The organism is Sphingomonas ginsengisoli An et al. 2013, assembly GCF_009363895.1.
GTDB classification, from domain to species: domain Bacteria; phylum Pseudomonadota; class Alphaproteobacteria; order Sphingomonadales; family Sphingomonadaceae; genus Sphingomicrobium; species Sphingomicrobium ginsengisoli.
This window is the reverse complement of record NZ_CP045434.1, coordinates 2,574,250-2,591,741: the sequence shown is the minus strand read 5'-3', so window position 1 is coordinate 2,591,741 and position 17,492 is coordinate 2,574,250. Positions and strand designations below refer to the sequence as shown.

Annotated in this window: 19 protein-coding genes and 1 tRNA gene; 6 read left to right on the top strand and 14 right to left on the bottom strand. The window is 68.4% G+C overall.

Annotation, left to right across the window (positions count from 1 at the left end; genetic code table 11):
• Nucleotides 1–24: 24 nt before the first annotated feature.
• From GCU42_RS12675 to glpX, 3 genes are all read right to left on the bottom strand, one after another.
• Nucleotides 25–99, bottom strand: a tRNA-Glu gene (locus GCU42_RS12675).
• 39 nt (nt 100–138) lie between these two features.
• A complete protein-coding gene (gene recJ, locus GCU42_RS12670; protein ID WP_114229083.1) occupies nt 139–1,899 on the bottom strand; it encodes a single-stranded-DNA-specific exonuclease RecJ in 1,761 nt (586 codons plus the stop codon).
• A gap of 48 nt (nt 1,900–1,947) precedes the next feature.
• Nucleotides 1,948–2,919: a class II fructose-bisphosphatase gene (glpX, locus tag GCU42_RS12665; protein WP_114229084.1), complete on the bottom strand. Its 972-nt coding sequence runs from the start codon at nt 2,917–2,919 to the stop codon at nt 1,948–1,950.
• Nucleotides 2,920–3,001: 82 nt separating this feature from the next.
• On the opposite strand from glpX, the gene GCU42_RS12660 reads away from it, so the two are divergent.
• Nucleotides 3,002–3,442, top strand: coding sequence for a hypothetical protein (locus GCU42_RS12660; protein WP_114229085.1), 441 nt, complete (start codon nt 3,002–3,004; stop codon nt 3,440–3,442).
• Between the two features lie 2 nt (nt 3,443–3,444).
• On the opposite strand, the gene GCU42_RS12655 is transcribed toward GCU42_RS12660, so the two are convergent.
• Nucleotides 3,445–3,909, bottom strand: a complete 465-nt coding sequence (locus tag GCU42_RS12655; protein WP_114229086.1) for a DUF2721 domain-containing protein — start codon at nt 3,907–3,909, stop codon at nt 3,445–3,447.
• Nucleotides 3,910–4,034: 125 nt separating this feature from the next.
• Here GCU42_RS12655 and GCU42_RS12650 point away from each other — a divergent pair, with 125 nt between their 5' ends.
• Both GCU42_RS12650 and GCU42_RS12645 read left to right on the top strand, forming a co-directional pair.
• The gene (locus GCU42_RS12650) at nt 4,035–4,628 is read left to right on the top strand and encodes a PilZ domain-containing protein (protein ID WP_114229087.1); all 594 of its coding nucleotides are present in this window, start codon (nt 4,035–4,037) and stop codon (nt 4,626–4,628) included.
• Nucleotides 4,629–5,001: 373 nt separating this feature from the next.
• The gene (locus GCU42_RS12645) at nt 5,002–5,478 is read left to right on the top strand and encodes a TlpA family protein disulfide reductase (protein WP_162789370.1); all 477 of its coding nucleotides are present in this window, start codon (nt 5,002–5,004) and stop codon (nt 5,476–5,478) included.
• Here GCU42_RS12645 and GCU42_RS15140 read toward each other — a convergent pair.
• Nucleotides 5,475–6,446, bottom strand: coding sequence for a hypothetical protein (locus tag GCU42_RS15140; protein WP_162789372.1), 972 nt, complete (start codon nt 6,444–6,446; stop codon nt 5,475–5,477). The genes GCU42_RS12645 and GCU42_RS15140 overlap by 4 nt on opposite strands.
• A gap of 60 nt (nt 6,447–6,506) precedes the next feature.
• A complete protein-coding gene (locus GCU42_RS12635; RefSeq protein ID WP_152569583.1) occupies nt 6,507–6,884 on the bottom strand; it encodes a hypothetical protein in 378 nt (125 codons plus the stop codon).
• Between the two features lie 187 nt (nt 6,885–7,071).
• On the opposite strand from GCU42_RS12635, the gene GCU42_RS12630 reads away from it, so the two are divergent.
• Complete coding sequence (locus GCU42_RS12630) at nt 7,072–7,971, top strand: aspartyl protease family protein (protein WP_152569582.1); 900 nt, start codon at nt 7,072–7,074, stop codon at nt 7,969–7,971.
• Nucleotides 7,972–8,076: 105 nt separating this feature from the next.
• Here GCU42_RS12630 and GCU42_RS12625 read toward each other — a convergent pair whose 3' ends face one another.
• The 3 genes from GCU42_RS12625 to GCU42_RS12615 all read right to left on the bottom strand — a co-directional run bounded on the left by GCU42_RS12625 (nt 8,077) and on the right by GCU42_RS12615 (nt 11,672).
• On the bottom strand, nt 8,077–8,292 hold the full coding sequence (locus tag GCU42_RS12625; RefSeq protein WP_114229091.1) for a hypothetical protein: 216 nt from the start codon (nt 8,290–8,292) through the stop codon (nt 8,077–8,079).
• A gap of 570 nt (nt 8,293–8,862) precedes the next feature.
• The gene (locus tag GCU42_RS12620; RefSeq protein WP_114229092.1) at nt 8,863–9,726 is read right to left on the bottom strand and encodes an SGNH/GDSL hydrolase family protein; all 864 of its coding nucleotides are present in this window, start codon (nt 9,724–9,726) and stop codon (nt 8,863–8,865) included.
• Between the two features lie 191 nt (nt 9,727–9,917).
• The gene (locus GCU42_RS12615) at nt 9,918–11,672 is read right to left on the bottom strand and encodes a sensor domain-containing diguanylate cyclase (protein ID WP_114229093.1); all 1,755 of its coding nucleotides are present in this window, start codon (nt 11,670–11,672) and stop codon (nt 9,918–9,920) included.
• 168 nt (nt 11,673–11,840) lie between these two features.
• Here GCU42_RS12615 and GCU42_RS12610 point away from each other — a divergent pair, with 168 nt between their 5' ends.
• The gene (locus GCU42_RS12610; RefSeq protein WP_114229094.1) at nt 11,841–12,326 is read left to right on the top strand and encodes a hypothetical protein; all 486 of its coding nucleotides are present in this window, start codon (nt 11,841–11,843) and stop codon (nt 12,324–12,326) included.
• 195 nt (nt 12,327–12,521) lie between these two features.
• Here the strand turns inward: GCU42_RS12610 and GCU42_RS12605 are convergent, their stop codons facing one another.
• The 5 genes from GCU42_RS12605 to GCU42_RS12585 form a co-directional block, all read right to left on the bottom strand.
• Nucleotides 12,522–12,872, bottom strand: a complete 351-nt coding sequence (locus GCU42_RS12605) for a hypothetical protein (RefSeq protein WP_114229095.1) — start codon at nt 12,870–12,872, stop codon at nt 12,522–12,524.
• Nucleotides 12,873–12,960: 88 nt separating this feature from the next.
• Nucleotides 12,961–14,151 carry an LL-diaminopimelate aminotransferase gene (locus GCU42_RS12600; RefSeq protein WP_114229096.1) on the bottom strand — a complete coding sequence of 397 codons (1,191 nt, stop codon included), beginning with the start codon at nt 14,149–14,151 and terminating at the stop codon, nt 12,961–12,963.
• Between the two features lie 45 nt (nt 14,152–14,196).
• On the bottom strand, nt 14,197–15,759 hold the full coding sequence (locus GCU42_RS12595; protein ID WP_114229097.1) for a hypothetical protein: 1,563 nt from the start codon (nt 15,757–15,759) through the stop codon (nt 14,197–14,199).
• A gap of 84 nt (nt 15,760–15,843) precedes the next feature.
• Nucleotides 15,844–16,230, bottom strand: coding sequence for an EF-hand domain-containing protein (locus tag GCU42_RS12590; protein ID WP_114229168.1), 387 nt, complete (start codon nt 16,228–16,230; stop codon nt 15,844–15,846).
• 83 nt (nt 16,231–16,313) lie between these two features.
• On the bottom strand, nt 16,314–16,943 hold the full coding sequence (locus tag GCU42_RS12585) for a trimeric intracellular cation channel family protein (RefSeq protein ID WP_240309581.1): 630 nt from the start codon (nt 16,941–16,943) through the stop codon (nt 16,314–16,316).
• Between the two features lie 100 nt (nt 16,944–17,043).
• On the opposite strand from GCU42_RS12585, the gene GCU42_RS12580 reads away from it, so the two are divergent.
• Complete coding sequence (locus GCU42_RS12580; RefSeq protein WP_114229099.1) at nt 17,044–17,478, top strand: hypothetical protein; 435 nt, start codon at nt 17,044–17,046, stop codon at nt 17,476–17,478.
• The last annotated feature ends 14 nt before the right edge of the window (nt 17,479–17,492 follow it).

Sequence of the window (17,492 nt, the reverse complement as noted above, 5' to 3'; positions counted from 1 at the left end):
CGGCCAAGTTCCTGCGCCGCATTGTGGTGACCCCTACGGGAATCGAACCCGTGTTTCAGCCGTGAAAGGGCCGCGTCCTAACCGCTAGACGAAGGGGCCGTGAGGCGGGGGTGCGCTTAAGGGCAAGGGCCCGCACGGTCAAGCGAGGGCAGCGTCGTCGAGGTGCATCTCGGCGCGCTCGCCGCCGTTCCATTCGTCTCGCTTGACCGAGCCGGCCAGCCAGAACCTCCGATCAGCCCCAGCGGCGAGCAATGCCTGGCCGAGCGGCGTGTCGGCCTGGCGAAAGGCGATCCACTTGAAGCTGGCACCATCGTCGCCGCAGGCGAGGCCGCGGACATGACCGTTGCCGACCACCCCGATCTTGATCAGCCGAACCGGGCCCGAGACCAGGCGCGGGCTTGGCCAACCGGCGCCATAAGGTCCGCCCGCGTCGAGCGCGTCGCACAGGCCCGCCGACACCCCGCGCGGCGCGCAGAGGCTATCGATCAGCAACGCGCGTCCGGCGCGACTGCGTTCGATGTCGGCCGCCAGCCGCTCAGCGAGGTAGGCGCGCAACGGTTCGAGGCCGCCCGGCGGCATCGTCAACCCTGCGGCCATGGCGTGGCCGCCACCGGCGATCAGAAAGCCCTCGTCCTTCGCCGCCAGGACCGCGGCGCCGAGATCGACCCCGCTGATCGATCGGCCCGAGCCCTTGCCGACACCCGCCTCGTCGAGCGCGATGACGAGCGCCGGGCGGTCGAACCGCTCCTTGAGGCGGCTCGAGACGATCCCGACCACGCCGGGATGCCAGCCATTCCCGGCGACGATGATCACCGGTGCGTCGGCCTGATCTTGGGCCTGGGCCTCGGCCTGTTCGAGTACGATCGTCTCGATCGCGCGGCGCTCTTCGTTGAGCCTGTCCAATTCCGCGGCGAGGCTACGCGCCTCCTCGGGATCGGTGGCGGTCAGGAGGCGGACGCCGAGGTCGGCCTTGCCGACCCGCCCACCCGCGTTGATCCGCGGCCCGAGCGCGAAGCCGAGGTCGCGACAGGCCGGCGCGCGGGTCAGCCGCGCCGCCTCGGCCAGAGCGACCAAGCCAAGATTCTGCCCTGCAGCCATTACCTTGAGACCTTGCGTCACAAAGGCGCGGTTGAGGCCATGAAGCTTGGCGACATCGGCGACGGTGCCGAGTGCGACGAGGTCGAGCAGGTCGATTAGCTTGGGCTCGGGGCGATCGGCGAAGCGACCGCGCCGGCGCAGCTCGCGCAGCAGCGCCACGCCGAAGAGGAAGCACATCCCGACCGCGGCAAGATGGCCGTGCGCGGCGCCGACGTCGTTCTCGTCGAGGCGGTTGGGATTAACCAGCGCGTGGGTGAGCGGGAGCGCGGCAGCGCACTGGTGGTGATCGACCACCACGATCTCGATTCCCGCCTGATGCGCGGCGGCGAAGGCGTCGAACGCCTGCGCACCGCAATCGACGGTGACGATGAGGTCGGCGCCGCGCTCCCTGAGCGCGAGCAAAGCGGGCGCGTTGGGGCCGTAGCCCTCGGCCTGGCGGTCGGGGATATAGAGCATCGGCTCAATCCCCAACCGCCGCAACAGCAGCGTCAGCAAAGCCGCGCTGGTCGCGCCATCGACGTCATAGTCGCCGAAAATGGCGATGGTCTGGCCCTGATCGACCGCGTCGGCGACACGGCTCGCGGCCTTGTCCATGTCCTGGAAAACCGACGGGTCGGGGAGGAAGTCGCGGATCGTGGGCGCGCGATGGCGCGGCAGGTCGTCGCGGGGCACGCCGCGCGCCAGCAGCAACTCGTCGACCAGGGCGTCAGGCGTCAGCGGGTCGCCCCCGCTCCGCCGCCAGCGCCAGGGGTTGCCCGCCAGCGAGGCAGCGACATTGCAGGCAAGGTCTTCACGGGCCATTGCCGCCTCCTTAAGCGGCTTTGATCACTTCGTGAATCCCGCGCGGGATCAGCTGAGCTTGTGGTGCTCGCCGGTCACCCGGCGGACGGTGCCCGAGCTCGCGCGCATCACGATACTCTCGGTCGAGACGAAGCTGCGGCGACGCTTCACGCCCTGGAGCAACGAACCGTCGGTGACCCCGGTCGCGGCGAAGATGCAGTCGCCCTTGGCCATGTCCTCGAGCCGGTAGATGCGGTCGAGGTCGTCGATCCCCCAGCGATGCGCGCGCCCGCGCTCGTCGTCGTTACGGAACAAGAGCCGGCCCTGGATCTGCCCACCGACGCAGCGCAGCGCGGCGGCCGCCAGCACGCCCTCAGGCGCACCACCCGAGCCCATGTAGATGTCGATCGTGGTGTCGGGGTCGGTCACCGCGATCACCCCGGCGACGTCGCCGTCGGGGATCAGCGTGATGCCGCAGCCCAGCGCCCGCAGCTCGGCGATGATCGCGTCGTGGCGCGGGCGGTCGAGCACGCAGGCGTTGATGTCGCCGGGCTGGACGCCCTTGGCCTTGGCGAGGCTGCGGACGTTGTCGGTCGGGCTCCGCGCGAGGTCGATGACGTCGTCGGCATAGCCCGGCCCGATCGCCAGTTTCTGCATGTAGACGTCAGGGGCGTTGAGGAGGCCGCCCTGCTCGGCGATTGCCAGCACCGCGAGGGCGTTTGGGCCGGCCTTGGCAGTGATCGTGGTGCCTTCGAGCGGGTCGAGCGCGATGTCGATCTTGGGGCCGCTGCCCTGCGCCGAGCCGACCTTTTCGCCGATGAAGAGCATCGGCGCCTCGTCGCGCTCGCCCTCGCCGATCACCACGGTGCCGTCCATCGGCAGCTCGTTCAGCGCCGCGCGCATCGCTTCCACGGCGGCGGCGTCGGCGGCCTTTTCATCGCCGCGCCCGACCAGCTTGCTGGCGGCGATCGCGGCGGCCTCGGTCACCCGGACCATCTCGAGCACGAGCACACGGTCAAGGATGCTGCTGGCGGAAACCATTTACTCTTCCCCTTTTCGGACGTGGCGCAGCGCTTAAGCGGGGGCGCGGCTCCTGTCGAGGCGATGGCGCGTTGGAGCCGCCATGAAAGCCCTTTTCCCGACCCTCGCCCTCCTGTCGTGCGCCGCCTGTTCGTCGGGCGGCAACATCGCCAACAACAGCGTCGCGCCGCCGGCGGTCGTGACCGAGACGCCCGGTGACTGGTCGGCGCTCGCCGGCATGACCGGCCGCACCCCGGCCGACAGCGGCCTCTTCACCAACAGCGCAATCTCCACTGACCTCGACGCGCTGCTCGGCCCCGCTTCCGCGGCCTATCGCGAGCAGGCGCGGTCGGGATCGCCGCTGACCCGCGACGGGCCGGTGCTGGTCACGATCGGAACCGCCCGCACCAGCTTCCTCGTCATCCTGCCCTCTGACCATGCGCTGCAGGCGGGCCTCAAGCAGAACGGCAAGTGGCGGCTGTGGACCACGCCGGCGGCGCAGGTGCCGCGGCCGGCGGCGATCGCGGCGCTGCTGGCGAGCTGACGCTACTCGGCCTCATGCTCGAGGATATCGCGGTCGATCCGTAGCGCCCGCGCCGCGACCCGCGTCTCGACCAGGAAGATGAAGAAGCCGGCGGCGAGGCTGATCATCGCGCCGATGAACAGCAAGGCGATGGCGGTGCCGACGTGGAGCCCGACCAGCGAGGCCGAGAACAGCAGCACGACCACCGCGCAGACCAGCACCGCCGACAGGACGGTGACGGTGATCGCCCAGCTGACGAGGTGCATCCGCCGGTCGAGGATGCGGAGGTCGCGGACGTGGCCGTCATGCTCGCCGCCGCGGCTGGCGAGCAGCTTGGGGGTCACCTCGCGCGCCCGGTCGACGATCCGCGCCAGACGCGAGGCGCAGACGTTGAGGAAGGCGCCGATGCCGGCGAGCAGGAACACCGGCGCGACCGCCAGCTGGATGATTTGCGCCACTTGCTTGGCGGTTTCGGGCGTCGAATACATCGTGGAGGAGTGGTCCGTTTATCTTTTCTTAGGGTCAAGGGGACAAGGCTGAACGCGACTGCCGGAAAGGCTTTTAGCAGACCGTGACGGACGCGACCGCCACTACTTTCGTTCTGCCGTCCAGGTTGCCCTGGCTGGATACCAGCGGTTTCGTCCCCGATCCCGACGAGACGCTCGACCCGACCACGGTCCACATCGGCCCGGTCGCGCTGGCCTCCGAAATCCGCGAGATCTCCGCGCTCGGCGCAACGCTGCGCGGCTGGCTCGACGTTCCGCTCGGCGCCGCCATGTACCTCGAGCTCGGCAACGGCCAGCGGGTCGAGGCGGTGATCGCCTGGCGCGGCGAGCAGGACGTCGGCGTCCGCTTCACCCGCCCGATCGATGTCATGGCGCTGATCACCCGCCAATTGGTCGCCCAGCCCGCCGACCGCCGCCAGATGCCGCGGGTCGAAGTGCTGGCGAGCGCCTGGCTGCGCAAGGCGGAGAATTTCCTGCCGGTGACAATCCGCAACATCTCGGCCGGCGGCCTGCAGATCGAGGGCGAGGAACTGCCGGCGGTCAACGAGGGCTGCCAAGTATTCCTCGAGGGTCTCGGCATCCCGCCCGGCGAAGTCATCTGGCGCCGCGAGAAGCGCGCCGGCATCCACTTCGAGCGCGAGCTCGGCTGGCAGGCGATCCTGCCGTGGGTCAAGGGCCTCCACGCCTCGCACAAGCGGTAGCCCGCGCCGCCCCATTTGCGTCATCGCGGGACGCGAAGTTTCCATGTTTCCCTGGTGCGGGGGTCGGCGACGCGGAAAGCGTGCCGTGGCGGGACGCGAAGTTTCCAAGTTTCCCTGGTGCGGGGGTTGGAGGGCGGCTCCCCGAACTTCTCGAAACTCACCCATGACGTCGTCCGCACCGCCGCGCGCGAACACACCTGCGTAGGGGGCTGTCGACGATCCAAAGAGCGCAGCGCCGAGGCGGCGCCTGTCGCAAGCCAAGCAGGCGAAATCCTATTGTTCAAGAGATGAGTGGATGTCGGCTATGGGTGGAAAGCGGACGTTCGGACCACTAGCGGTAGGCGTCTTCGATCTCACTTTCGTGGAAAGTCTTATGTGGTTTTGGTTTGCGGGCGTCTCGGCCTTGATGCTCGCAGCGCCGGCAGGAGCCGCGACGGTCGCCCCTTTTTCCAGCGCACGGACGCTCGCCGGCCAGCCCTTCGAACCCGGCCGCCAGGTCACGATCGTCAACTTCTGGGCGACGTGGTGCGCGCCCTGCCGTGCCGAGATGCCGATGCTCGACACTTTCTACCGCAAGCACCGCGCGCAGGGACTGGGGATGCTCGCCATCTCGGTCGACCAGGGGGTCTCGACCGGCCGGCTCCGCGAAGTGACCGGCCAATTCGCCTTTCCGGTGGCGCGCCTCGACGCGGTCAAGATGCCACGGCGAGACATCCCGGTCGCGCTGCCCGTCACCCGCATCTACGACCGTTCCGGCCGCCTCGTCTTCGCGACCAAGGGTGACGGCCGCACGCCGCTCGACGCCGCCACCCTCGAGCGCCTGGTCACGCCCCTCCTTGCCGCGCCCTAGAGGTGGACGAGCAGGCCGAGCGACACCTTCGCTTTGGGGACAAGCTGATAGCCGTTGACCTTGTTGGTGAGGGGAAGCTCGACAAAGCCGAAGCCGACGATCCGCTCGGACAGTTTCGCGGACAGGCCTGGCGCGGCATTGACCTGCGTGCCGCCGCTGTTGGGCCGGTCGGCGTTGGGGCCACTGTCGCGCGCGGTATGCCGGACGCTGACCTGCAGCTGCGGCGTGACATTGCGCCAGTGGGTGACGTTCAATGCCGCCGAGGCCTGGACGATGCGGCCCGGTCGATACCCGTCGCGGCGCGTCAGCGCAGCCTGCCCGCTGAGGTGAAGGAAGTAGCCCAGCTCGGGCAGCACAGACCCGAGGCGATAGGCCCCGACGACGGCCTGGACGGTCCCCGTCCCCGGCTGCAGCCCGCGGTCGACCGCTTCGCCTTCCTCCGGTCCTGACTGGAAGGTCTGGCGGAACTGGCCGGTCGGCAGCACCACGCCGGCTTCCAGTCCGGTCACCGACCCCGGCGTCGAAAGCCCCTGCCAGCGCCCGACGACGCGAAGGTCGCCGATGCCTTTCGTGTCCGACAAGCTCGGCTCGATGCTGTCCTCGGCGATGGTCTTGTGCGGCCGCGTCAGCAGCGGCAGCTGGACGTCGGCGCCCCAGTCGTTGGCGAACTGGTGGTCGAGCGTCGCGGTAAGGCTGTGATTGTAGGTGTATCGCTCGATCTCGCGGTCGGTCGGCAGCGCGATCTGACTGCGGTCGAGATCCCGCGTCCCGCTGCGGAGGACCGTCTGCGGCACATAGTCGTAGCGCAGAGAGAAGGTCGTCCCCGGCTGGGAGGCGAGGCCTTGGCTGAGCCAGTCGGCAGTGAGCGTGCAGCCGCAACTGGCGCAGGCCAAAGCCGGCGAGGTGAACGCGAAGAAAAGAGGTGGCGCGAGCCCGCACGCGAGCGCGGCCCTGATCGTTCTGAGCATGTGATGAATCCCCTTTGCCCGCGCAGCCGCACGGGCACCAAAATCGAAATCGGTGTCGGGTCAGGCGGGGATGGGCGGGGCTCTCGTCGGCGGTCGTTTCCCGACATCCCGTCGCTCGATCCATTCGAACGATCGACCCATCAGGACGATCGCCGCGACGATCACGACGGCGAGAAACTGACCGAGGTCGTGGTCGAGCGAGGCGACCGACGCTGCGGCGGCATAGGGACAGGGCGGATGGTCCGCCTTCTTCCCGCCGCCGTGATGCATCTGGTGCGGCGAGGCGGTTGTGCCGCTGCCATCGTCGCAAAGGACGATCGCCAGCGAAGCGTGCTCGAACGACGGCATGAAGCCGACCGGGCTGAGCAGTCGCAGCGCCAGCAGCAGCGCGAGGAACGCCGGCCCGAGCAAAAGCGCGAAACGCGAAGCAGACCTCACAGGAAACACCGCGGCGACCTAGACGGTGGCTCGCTCATTGTCAGGCACTTTGTGATGTCCGGAAGCGGACACCAGGGTACCCCGGGCACGCGTGAAGCCATGCTGCAGGATCAAGCGTTGGCCGGGGACGACATCGAGGAGCTTCAATTCCGTGCCATTTCTTTCCCCTGCGGCGTCAGGTCGCGTGTTGCTGACCGCGTTGGCCATCGCGGCGATGCCGAGCCTCTCCGCCGCGGCGCCGCCCCCGGTCGCGCCCGAGAACGTCACGCTTCAGTTTGAGCGGGTCCACCGCACTCCCGTCCCGTTCGAGGTGGTGCGGGGCAAGTTCGTGTTTCGGGCGACGGTGGCCGAGCGGCCGGTGTGGGCGCTGCTCGACACGGGTATGCAGGTCAGCCTGGTGGACTCGGCCTTCGCGCAGCAGAACCAACTGACCGTCGCGGGGCCGATGCGTCCGCTGGTCACGCCGACCGGCAACCTCCCGATGGTGCGGCTGGACGGGGTCAAGGTCGCCATTCCGGGACAACTGAGCTTCGCAGCGTCGATGGCCGGCGTCGACCTCGGTTTCGCGACCAAATACCTCGGCCGGACGATCGATCTGGTGATCGGCGAACCTTATACGAGCAGCCTGGCGCTGGTGGTGTTCGGACCCAGCCGCCGCCTCGAGATCAGCCCGAGCGGAAGCCTCGCCGTGCCGGCCGGCACCGCCTTCGCGCCGATGACGCCGGGGGGCGAGGTCGAGGTCAGCATCAACGGCAAGACGGTACGGGCCAAGCTCGACCTCGGGTCGGCCGAGGATCTGGTGCTGACCGACGACGGCTGGGCGCGGGTCGGACTGAACGGGGCGGCGGTCACCGCCGGGACCGCGGCCGGGCTCGACGGATCGGCGCGCCCCTCGGCCCACACCACCGTTAGCGAGATGCGGGTGGGCCCGTTCCAGGCCACCAACGTCAGCGTCAGCCGGCAACTCCTCACCGCCAAGGATGGCGAGGCGGTAGTCGGGCTGGGCTTCCTCGCGCGGTTCAACTTCGCGATCGACCAGCAGGCCGGCAAGCTGTGGCTGTTCCCGCCAACGCCGGGATCGCGGTAGCGGTGAAGTGGGATCCGTACGGAAGAAATGAGTGCTTATGCGGTGCCGAGCCGGCCTACCGGTGACTGTTTGCTTTGGACAAAAGGCGGACGATAATTGGCAGCTTCACCCCGAGACGATCTTCATCGCCAGAATAATCACACCAGCGATCCCGACGCACGAGAACACAGCGACGGTCGAGCGGTAGTGGAACGTCTGAGCTTCGTCTGTCAGGTCATCGAACGGCCAATTGCTCGGGATTTTGCCGGTCAGCCAAGCGGGGATCAGGTGAAAGGCCGAAACTCCAATGAGGGCTGCTCCCACGAAAACCTGTTGGTTCATGTCTCAACTCTGCCGTGTTTTCAGGCTCCGTGCCAGCGTCCGCAATGGGTGGAGAGCAGCCATTCGACAGACCTATTTCGGACAGCGGATTGCGGACCCCTTATCGACAGCGAAAAACTTGTGCCCAGTTAGACGGAAATGCTGCGCGAAGCATGCCGGTCCTACCCCGTCCATCGGCCCAAACGTCACTCTAATCACATTGCTGTCACGCTTCGCGGCAACTTCCCAAGTCGTAACTTTGGGCGGATTTCCTTCGGGCGCTGTGACTACGCCGCCACTCCGCCGGTCCACAAAGAAGTAGGTCCCGCAACCCAGCCCACAGGACACATAGGATCGTGAGAAATGGCCGTTGAAGGTAATCGCCTTCTCCATGTTCTCTCGCACAGCTCGGAGGAGCGAAGCGTTCTCTGGCTCATAGAAGAACCGCGCGGATTGCAGTCGGTAGGGAATAGACTGCTCAGCCTGACTGATGGCGATAAGTGAGGTTATGAGCGCTAACATTCATGAGATCGTAGCGGCCGCGCTAATGTCCGCAATGAGTCGAAAGCAGACGTTGCGAGGCCTACTGCGCTAACGCTTGCGCGCCGGACTTCGCAAGGTGATCGCGATCGCGGTGGCGGTCGCGTGCGCGCCCACAAGTGTCGGGTGGAAGGGGGCGATGCCGGCGTAGCCGCGGGCCCACGGCTGGGTGGCGCAGGCGTTGTGGGCCTGGCCGAGGGCCGTCATGTCGATCACGGTTGCTCCCGCTTTCGTCGCGGCCGCGCGGGTGGTGGCGGCGAGGCGGTCGCCGACCGTGCGCATCAGCGCGGCTTCGTTGGCGGTGAGCGCGAGCGCCGGGCAGGTGCCGCGGGGCGGGAGGATGGCGGGGTAGGTCGCGACCACGACCCGGCCCGCGGGCGCCTGGCGGTGGACGGCGGTGATGGTCGCCGCCAGCTCACGCTCGAGGGTGGTCCAGTCGCGCGCTTCGACGGGCTCGGGGCCGGGCCAGAAACTCCGGACCAGCCAGCCCCACAGGCTGTGCGAATGCCGCGCGGCGAGCAGCGAGAGGTCGCCGATGTAGCCGACGTCGTTGCCGCCGACGGTGATGGTGACGAGGCGGGTCGCGGGGCCGACCGCGCGCAGCTGTGGGCCCTGGAAGAATTGGCCGCCGTGCAGCAAGTGGTGGGTGACCGCCCCGCCGCAGCTCATGTCGGTCAGAGGCAGCTTGAGCATCCGCGCGAGCTGCGGGGGATAGCCGGCGGTGCTGCGCGCGCACAGCCACGGGCTGCCGGGCGCGAGCGAGCCGAGCCCGGCGCCGGCTGCGAAGGAACTGCCCATCGCGACGTAGGTCGGCGGGGCCGGCAAGGGACGACGCGCCTGCCACCAGGCAAGCGCGTCGGCCGCCAGCGCGAGGATTGCGAGCGAGGCCAGCAGGCCGAGGCATCCCGTTCGCATTCGCCGCACTTGCCCGTCCTCCCGATGGCGTGGGAATCCATCAAAGGGGGCAAGCCGGAGCAGTTGCAACCGTCACGGCGCTGGTGGGCCGATCGGCATACTCAAAGTGCCGCGCGACATAGTAGGTGGTCTCGTCCGAGCGAGGGCGGAAGAAGATGGACCCCGGATCAAGTCCGGGGTGACGTATCCTCCTAAGCGGCAATGGCGAGCTGGTCGCGGCCGGCGTGCTTGGCCTGGTAGAGGGCGCGGTCGGCGGCCTTAAGCGTCTCGCTGAAGCCGCGCCGACCGACCGCGGCGACACCGCCGCTGACCGTCACCCGGATCGCCACTTCGCCGACGATGGTCAGCGATCCCGCCAGCTCGGTACGCAACCGCTCGCAGATCGCCTGGGCCGAAGCGACGCTCGTGTCGGCGAACAGGATGGCGAACTCCTCACCGCCGAGGCGGGCGACGACCTCACCCTCGCGCACCGCGGCGAGCGCGAGGCAGGCGAAGTTCTGCAGGACGCGATCGCCCGCATCGTGGCCATAGGTGTCGTTGACGCGCTTGAAATGGTCGATGTCGAAGACGGCGATGACATGGTCGGCGTGGGGGCGGCGGCGGTCGGCGAGGCAGGCCTCGACCGCGGCTTCGAAGGCGCGGCGGTTGGCGAGGCCGGTCAGCGGATCGGTCGAGGCGGCCTTGCTCAGCGTCTCCTCGGTCGCCTTGCGGGCCGAGACGTCGCGGATGATGCTGAGCGTGCCGTCGACCCTTCCGCGATCGTCGAGCATGGCCCGCGAATGGGTCTCGAACCAGCGCCGGTCGCCGCCCGCGACCACTGCTTCATATTCGAAGCAATGGGTGGTGTGGGGCTCGCGCAGGGTGGCTTGGTGGAGCGCGCCGAGCAGCGCGCGATAGGGCGGCGCCACCAGCTCTACCGCCGGCGTGCCGAGCAGCGCGTCGGGCTCGTAGCCGCCCAAGTGGCGGACCGAGGGGGAGACGTAGCGGATCAGGCCTGCGGGGGTCAGCTGCATCAGGATGTCGGACGAATTCTCGGCGAGCAGGCGGTAGCGCGCCTCGCTGGTCCTGAGCTGACGATGAAGCCGCGAGCGGTTGGCGAGGTCGGCGGTCACCGGCCAGGCGGTCAGCACGGTCATCGCCAGGTAGAATTGGAAGAATTGCACCCTCATCCCGTGGGTGCCGCCGACCAACTGCGCCGGGCCCGCACCGAGCATGGTCATCATTCCCCCGAACAGAGCGAGGAAAAGGATGGCGAGGACGGTGCCGCCGCGGCCGAGGCGGAAGGTCACCAAGACGATTGGCAGGATCGGCAGGAAGAGCAGCGGCAGCGCGTGCTGCGAGAAGCACAGCAGGGTGGTCGCCGCGCTGAGGCCGAGGAGGGCGACGGCTTCGACGGCGCGATCGGCCATCTTGCGGATGCTCTTGGCGATCTCTCCCTGGAGCAGGAGCGTGAAAACGGGCGCGAAGGTCAGGTTGCTGAGGGCGTGGCCGATGACGAAGTGGCCGCCCGCGCTAAGCACGTCCTTACCAAGCCAGAAGGCGACCCCGGCGGCGATGCAGGCGCTGAAGATGGGCGGGATGATCGCGGCAAAGAGGGTGTAGCGAGCGAGCCAGCTCAGCGTCGTCAGCGCACCCTCGGGGGCGTGGCGCCGGATGTAGTAAGCGGCGACGAACGCTTCGAGTGAGTTGGCGACGGCCATCGGCAGCGCGGCTGGCCAGCCGAGCCCGAACAAACCCGTCGCGATCGTGCCAGACACGGCCCCCACCCCGAGGAGCAGCGGCCAGCGGCGACGCGGAGCGACGCTCAGCTCGGCGATGAGGTAGGATGTCGCAACCCAGAAGAATGCGACCCCGCCGTCGAAGCGGGTAGTGGCCAGCGCGGCGGCGGCGAGGGCGAAATAAATCAGAAAGACGCGGACACAACGCGCCATAACGGACCCGAGCATGGGCCCGTGCTAAGCATCAATGGTTACCATGTTCGTTACGATGGCAAGCGGGTGAAACATTTTTGTGCTGCCTTGCGGTCGGAACGGTGATGGTTGCGGCGTGACGATGGGTGCGACGGCGATTAGGCTGCGGCTTCACGGCCGCCGGCCGTCAGGAGGATCGCGCGGTTGCAATATCTGAGCGACGACGTCGGGGACGTGACCAGACCGAGTGCCCTTATGCAGTGGCGCCGGTTCAGCAGTCGTCCGGAAATCAAGGCCGCGATCCTTCTCCTGCTGGCCTGTCTATTCTTCGGGTCTTCGCGGGACTTCGGCGCCTTTTTGTTGTCGATCCCCGTGTTGATCGGTCTCGGGTTGCTGGCGCTCGGTTTTGTCATTGCGGCGTGGTTCGAGGGCGAGGATCGACCGTCGTTGTTGCTTTCATGTCTGCTGATCGCCGCCGCGCCGGTCACCTTTTCGCACGCTTATGGCGCTTTCGAGCGGGTGAGCTTCTACGCTTGGGCCATGAACCACCGCGAAGAACTTCGCGCCGCCTCCCGTCGGGACGGTCTGGTGATCCGTTGGGACAGCTGGGGATTTGGATCGGGAACCGATGCCTACCTACTCGTCGACACCAAGGACCGGCTCCGGACCGAAGAGCGGTATCGCGAATGAAGCAAGCTGGTCGGTGAGCCTTGCGGCGTCTGGGAAAATCGGCGGGTCTGGCCTGATTTCTACATTGTGACCGCTTACACCGACTGCGAATTCGGCGGCGCGCGCAAGGCGGGCTGAGGATGAGCGCGCCGTCCAGACGAAACGGCCCCGCCGAACATTCGACGAGGCCGCTGCGTCATTCATTCGACTGCCTAATTAGCGTCCGTCGTGACGCATCCAGCGGATCTGCCGGCTGATCTGGTCGAGCCGCGCCTGCACCCGGGCGCGCTGATCCGGGGTCAGGCGACCGCCTTCCCAGTGCATGCGCTGGATCCAGTTGCGGACGCCGTTGATCTCACCGCTGATCCGGTTGGCTTCGCGGCGATTGAGCGAACCGTCGGACAGACCGCGGGTGACGCGATCCTGCAAGAACTGGATGCGCTCATAGGGATTGTCGGGCGCGCCCTGCCAGAAAGTATTGGGATTCCATGGGCCCGGCGCCCACTGCGCGGCGGCAGGCGCCGCGACGATCGCGACCGCCATCGCCGCCAGATAGATCTTCTTCATCAGTCCCTCCTCGAAAACGAGACGGACTTCAAACGACGGCTCGCTTGTCCCGTTTCCAAGATGAAAGCATCTTCATTTTCCGGTCAGGTCAGCCGGCGCGGGGCGCAGTCGCGAGCAGCTTCTTCACCCCGCGCGCGGCCTGGCGGAGGCGCTGCTCATTCTCGACCAGCGCGATGCGGACAAAGCCTTCGCCTTCCTCGCCGAAGCCGACCCCCGGGGCGACCGCGACCCCCGCCTTGACCAGCAGATCCTTGGCAAAGGCCATGCTGCCGGCGGCGCGGAAGGGCTCGGGGATGGGGGCCCAGGCGAACATGCTCGCCTGCGGCACCGGAATGTCCCAGCCGGCGCGGCCGAAGCTTTCCACCAGCACGTCGCGGCGCTTCCTGTAGAGCGCGCGGTTGGCGGCGACGCAGTCCTGCGGGCCGTTAAGGGCAGCGACGGCGGCGGCCTGGACCGGGGTGAAGGCGCCATAGTCGAGGTAGCTCTTCACCCGCGCCAGCGCCTCGATCAGGGTCGGGTTGCCGACCGCGAAGCCGATCCGCCAGCCGGCCATCGAATACGATTTGGACATGGAGGTGAATTCGACCGCCACCTCCTTGGCGCCCTCGACCGCGAGGATCGACGGGGTCGGCTCCTCGCCGAAGTAGATTTCGGCGTAGGCGAGGTCGGAGATGATCCAGATCTGATGCTCGCGAGCGAAGGCGACCAGCCGCTCATAGAAGGGCTTGTCGGCGACATAGGCGGTCGGGTTCGACGGATAGCCGATCACCAATACCTTGGGCCGCGGCACCGTGTAGCGCATCGCCAGGCGCAGCCGCTCGAAGAAGTCCTCGCCCGGGGCAGCGGGGATCGAGCGGATGGCGGCGCCGGCGATGATGAATCCGAAGCTGTGGATCGGGTAGGACGGGTTGGGCGCGAGGACGACGTCGCCCGGCGCGGTGATCGCCTGGGCGAGGTTGGCGAGGCCCTCCTTCGAACCAAGGGTGACGATCACCTCGCGGTCGGGGTCGAGGGTCACCCCGAAGCGGCGCTGGTAGTAAGCGGCCTGGGCCTTGCGCAGTCCCGGGATGCCGCGGCTGGCGCTATAGCCGTGGGCGTCGGGCTTGGCCGCGACTTCGGCGAGCTTGGCGACGACATGCGCCGGCGGGGCGCCGTCGGGATTGCCCATGCCGAGGTCGACGATGTCCTCCCCCCGCGCCCGCGCCGCGGCCTTCATCGCATTCACCTCGGCGAAGACGTAGGGCGGCAGGCGGTGGATGCGGTAGAAGTCGGTGTCCATGGCGAGCGTTGTGACGCCCTTGCTGCAGTGCGGCAAGGCGCCCGCTCAGTTCCCCAGGCGATAGATGGTGGCCTGGGCCGTGGCTGCGACCGGACGAAGGCGGTCGGACCAGGGATTGGCGACCGGCGGGCCGATCAACACCAGCGCGTCATAGGCGTGGGGCCAATCGGCGAGGTAGGTGCGCCCGCTCGAACCCGGGCGGCGGACCTCGCCAGCGAGCAGCGCGAAGGGTGGCAGGCGATAGTCCAGGCCCTTGTCGATGTGGAGCGGGGCGACCGCGGGGCGCGGGGCGACCGGCTGCACCCCCGGCATCGTGTAGAGCGACGGGGTGAAGGCATGGATGTCGTGCACCGCGAGTGTCGGCACGAAGACGATCGGCGCGGAGGAGTATCGCTCGGCGGCGCCGGGAGCGCGGGCGACGAGGAGGCGGCTGCCCGGCGGCAAGGTGGCGACCGCGGCGCGCAGTTCGGCGGCGTCGCGCGAGACGCTGCGCCAACTGGTCGCGGTCACGGCGAGGTTGACGAGGATGAGCACGGTCAGTGCGAGCGCGGCGTGGCGGCGCGCGCGGGCGCTCCACCCCTCGAGCGAGACGAAGGCGGGGACGATCAGGAACAGCGGGACGAGCAGCCGGATATCGATCATGTCGGTCTCGAACAGCTGCCGTGGCATCGCGACGTAGAGCAGCAGAAGCCCACCGGCCACGAACGCGCCCTCGCGGGTCAGGCTCAGCCGCCGCCGCGCGACGAGTATGCCGAGCCACAGCAGCAGCCCGAGCATCATCGCGGCGCTCAGCATGGGCAGGTCGGCGTTGAGGAGCAGCAGCGGCCACAACCACTTGAAGCCGAACGCCCAGACAGTGGTGGTCCCGCCGATCGCACCGCCACTCAGCCGCGTGAGTGCGAGCAGCAGCGCCACTGGCGCGGCCATTACGGCGAGCAGGGCTACTGTCCGAGCCGGGCGCAGCCGGGTCGCCGGGCGGCTCCACCGCGCGAGCTCGAGAAGGCCGATGGTCACGCCGTAAATGCCGAGCGCGAGGAAGTGGCTGAGGAACAGCGCGCCGACGACGCCCGTGTGCACCGCCGCGCGCTGGATGAGCGGACGGCCGGCAAAGGAAACCCACGCCGCGACGCCCCACAGCGCGACGCCCAGCCCGAACTCGAAATTGACGACGCCCCACGAGAAGGGCCAATTGAACAGCACCAGCAGCGCGAACAATCCGGCGAGCAGGTGCCGGCCGCGTACCACGCGTTCGAGCGCGACGGCCCCGGTGACGATCATCAATTTGGCGGCGACCGCGAACAGCTTCAGCGCCGCCTCGACCCCGATCAGCAGCCCGAGCGGCGGGACGATGAGGTCGGCGGCGAGGTTGGGCAGCATCTGCCAGCGGACGGCGTAGAAGGGATTGTCGACCCCCCGCCACCAGTCGGCGATCAGTCCCATCCGCGCGAGGTGATTGTAGTAATCGACCTCGGCCGGGTAGCGGATCAGCAGCAGCGGCAGCAGCGAGAGGATCGTCAGCCCGGCGACCAGCGCCGACAGCGGTGCGACCGCGGGGCGCGGCCAGGGCTTGGCAGTGGGCAGCGCGAGCGTGGCGGTCGTCGTCGTCAACGCTGTCCGCTCCGCCCTACATCGGCGAGCCCCGCGCCCGCCGTCGCGATGGGCTAGCAGGCGCGGTTTGCTTTTCTCTAAACGTCAGCGAACGGCGGCGACCCGTTCGGCGGCGGTGAGGATGCCGTCGTGGTTGGTGTCCATCGCGTCGAAATGGGCGAGCCAAGCGGCCTCGAACTGGGCGCGGGTGACGAACGGCGCGCCGTCGAACTTCGCGCGGAGATATTGCAGCGTGTGGCCGCCGAGCCCCGGCGCTGAATCGCGCCCGGTGGCGAGGCGGAGAAGGACGAGCTTGTGCCCTTCTGCCACCGCTTCGGCGTGGGTGACGAGCCCGTCGTGATTGCGGTCGAAGCGGTCGAACAACTGGTCGGCGCGAATGAGCGCCTCGGCGCGGGTGAGGTCGGGCTCGAGCGCGGGGTCGTTACCCGGGTTGGCGGCGGCGAGCGCGGCGGCGGCGAACAGAATGAACATCGGCACACTCCTTCGCCGCAGCCTCTGCGCGCGGCGGCCTCACTTGAGGGTTGAAGCCGCGTGACAAGCGGGCAATGCACACCTCAGCCGGAGTAAGCGGGCAGGCTCCAGCCGCGGGCGATGGCCAGCCCGCGCAAGCCGAAACCGGCGAGCGCGGCGACGAGCGCGGCAAGCGGCAGCGGCACCCCGATGAGCGGCAGGCCGACGAACAGCCCGGCGCTCAACGCCGCGGCGGTGACGTAGAGCTCGGGCCGCATCAGGATCGACGGCTGTCCGGCGAGGACGTCGCGGATGATCCCGCCCGCGCAGGCGGTCAGCACGCCCATCGCGAAGGCCGGCACCGGGGCAACGCCCCACGCGGTCGCCTTGGCCGCGCCATAGGTCGCGTAGGCGCCGAGCCCGAGCGCGTCGAACCACAGCAGGGTGCGTTCCGAAATGCGACGGCTGCGGACCAGCCAGACCGCCAGCGCGGCCGCCATGCAGATCAGAAGCACCCCGTTGCGGTGGACCCAGAACACCGGCGCCCCGATCAGCAAGTCGCGCAGCGTGCCGCCGCCGACCCCGGTGACGACCGCGAAGAAGATGAAGGTGACGAGGGTCTGGCGCTTCTCGGCGGCGAGCAGTGCGCCCGAAATGGCGAACACCGCGATCCCGAAATAATCGAGCAGGACGATCGCCTGAGGCAGGCTCGGGGTAGGGAGCGCGGGGGTCACCCGCCCCTTTCGCCCGTCCCGAGCGGAGCGCGCAAGCGTGAAGTCCAAAGGCGGTCGTGGCCGACTTCGCGCGAACCCCGTTTTTTGGTAATAATCCGCCATGATCGGGCGGGGGACACGGGCCGCGCTGGCGCGGCAGGATTGGGTGGCGGTCGGGATCGAGTTCGTGCTGGTGGTGCTCGGCGTGCTGCTGGCGTTCAAGATCAGCGACTGGTCCGAGGCCGCCCACGATCGCGACGTGCGCAACCAGGCGGTCGGGCGGTTGCTCAACGAGGCCCAGCAGGACGTCGCCGCGCTGCGCGATCTCGACGTGGCCCTGAAGGAAAATCTCGACCTGATGGAGGTCAGCGCAAAGGCGATGCGCGACCCCACCGCGCGTCCTCCGGGGTTCGACGAGGGAATCGCGGGGTCTCGGGTGCTGCCCAAGCCCGACGCGCCCGACACCATCTATCGCGAGCTCGTGTCGTCGGGGCTGTTCGGCAAGTTGGGCGACGTCGCCATGCGCGACGCGGTGGCCGATTATGTGCGCAGCTAAGGCTATCTCGAGCA

Bases quoted from the DNA above. Each gene is read 5' to 3' on its own strand.
- recJ (WP_114229083.1), bottom strand. From the start codon at position 1,899: ATGGCCCGTGAAGACCTTGCCTGCAATGTCGCTGCCTCGCTGGCGGGC.
- glpX (WP_114229084.1), bottom strand. From the start codon at position 2,919: ATGGTTTCCGCCAGCAGCATCCTTGACCGTGTGCTCGTGCTCGAGATG.
- GCU42_RS12660 (WP_114229085.1), top strand. From the start codon at position 3,002: ATGAAAGCCCTTTTCCCGACCCTCGCCCTCCTGTCGTGCGCCGCCTGT.
- GCU42_RS12655 (WP_114229086.1), bottom strand. From the start codon at position 3,909: ATGTATTCGACGCCCGAAACCGCCAAGCAAGTGGCGCAAATCATCCAG.
- GCU42_RS12645 (WP_162789370.1), top strand. From the start codon at position 5,002: ATGTGGTTTTGGTTTGCGGGCGTCTCGGCCTTGATGCTCGCAGCGCCG.
- GCU42_RS15140 (WP_162789372.1), bottom strand. From the start codon at position 6,446: ATGCTCAGAACGATCAGGGCCGCGCTCGCGTGCGGGCTCGCGCCACCT.
- GCU42_RS12625 (WP_114229091.1), bottom strand. From the start codon at position 8,292: ATGAACCAACAGGTTTTCGTGGGAGCAGCCCTCATTGGAGTTTCGGCC.
- GCU42_RS12620 (WP_114229092.1), bottom strand. From the start codon at position 9,726: ATGCGAACGGGATGCCTCGGCCTGCTGGCCTCGCTCGCAATCCTCGCG.
- GCU42_RS12615 (WP_114229093.1), bottom strand. From the start codon at position 11,672: ATGCTCGGGTCCGTTATGGCGCGTTGTGTCCGCGTCTTTCTGATTTAT.
- GCU42_RS12605 (WP_114229095.1), bottom strand. From the start codon at position 12,872: ATGAAGAAGATCTATCTGGCGGCGATGGCGGTCGCGATCGTCGCGGCG.
- GCU42_RS12600 (WP_114229096.1), bottom strand. From the start codon at position 14,151: ATGGACACCGACTTCTACCGCATCCACCGCCTGCCGCCCTACGTCTTC.
- GCU42_RS12590 (WP_114229168.1), bottom strand. From the start codon at position 16,230: ATGTTCATTCTGTTCGCCGCCGCCGCGCTCGCCGCCGCCAACCCGGGT.
- GCU42_RS12580 (WP_114229099.1), top strand. From the start codon at position 17,044: ATGATCGGGCGGGGGACACGGGCCGCGCTGGCGCGGCAGGATTGGGTG.